This window comes from Nocardia cyriacigeorgica (genome assembly GCF_010858045.1).
Taxonomy (GTDB): Bacteria; Actinomycetota; Actinomycetes; order Mycobacteriales; family Mycobacteriaceae; genus Nocardia; species Nocardia cyriacigeorgica_E.
This window is the reverse complement of sequence record NZ_JAAGVC010000115.1, coordinates 1-456: the sequence shown is the minus strand read 5'-3', so window position 1 is coordinate 456 and position 456 is coordinate 1. Positions and strand designations below refer to the sequence as shown.

The following is a 456-nucleotide window of genomic DNA, read 5'->3' as shown; positions in this document are numbered from 1 at the left end:
GGTGCTGCTGCTGCCTGCCCAGTGGATTCCCGGACCGGGCAAGGTCGAGCAGTGGACGACGCTGCTGCGTGCCCGTGCCATCGAGAACACCGTGTACGTCGCCGCCGCCGATCAGGCCGCGCGCCGGGGTGCGGGCGCGTCGATGATCATCGACCCTGCCGGCGTCGTGCTCGCCGAACTCGGCGATGAACCGGGTATGCGCGTCGCGACGGTGGATCTCGCGCGGGTGACCGAGGTGCGCCTGGCCAATCCGAGCCTGGACCTGCGGCGATTCGAGGTCGTCGAGCGTGCGGCGGAGTAGCGTTCGAGGTAATGGTCTACAGCGATCGTGCAGCAGCCGGTCGCGCGCTGGGTAAGAGATTGTCCTACCTGCACGCGTCGAACCCGCTGGTGCTCGGTCTGCCGCGCGGCGGGGTTCCGGTCGCGGCCGCGGTGCGTTGCGTGATCGGTGGTGAT

1 protein-coding gene and 1 pseudogene are annotated in these 456 nt (G+C 69.5%); both read left to right on the top strand.

All coding sequences use genetic code 11. From position 1 onward, the window contains the following. On the top strand, positions 1–301 hold a 301-nt coding region (locus tag GV790_RS28960; protein ID WP_306043431.1), incomplete at its 5' end, for a nitrilase-related carbon-nitrogen hydrolase. Between the two features lie 11 nt (positions 302–312). Continuing rightward, positions 313–456 (top strand): annotated as a pseudogene (locus GV790_RS31490) (phosphoribosyltransferase); the annotation flags it as partial.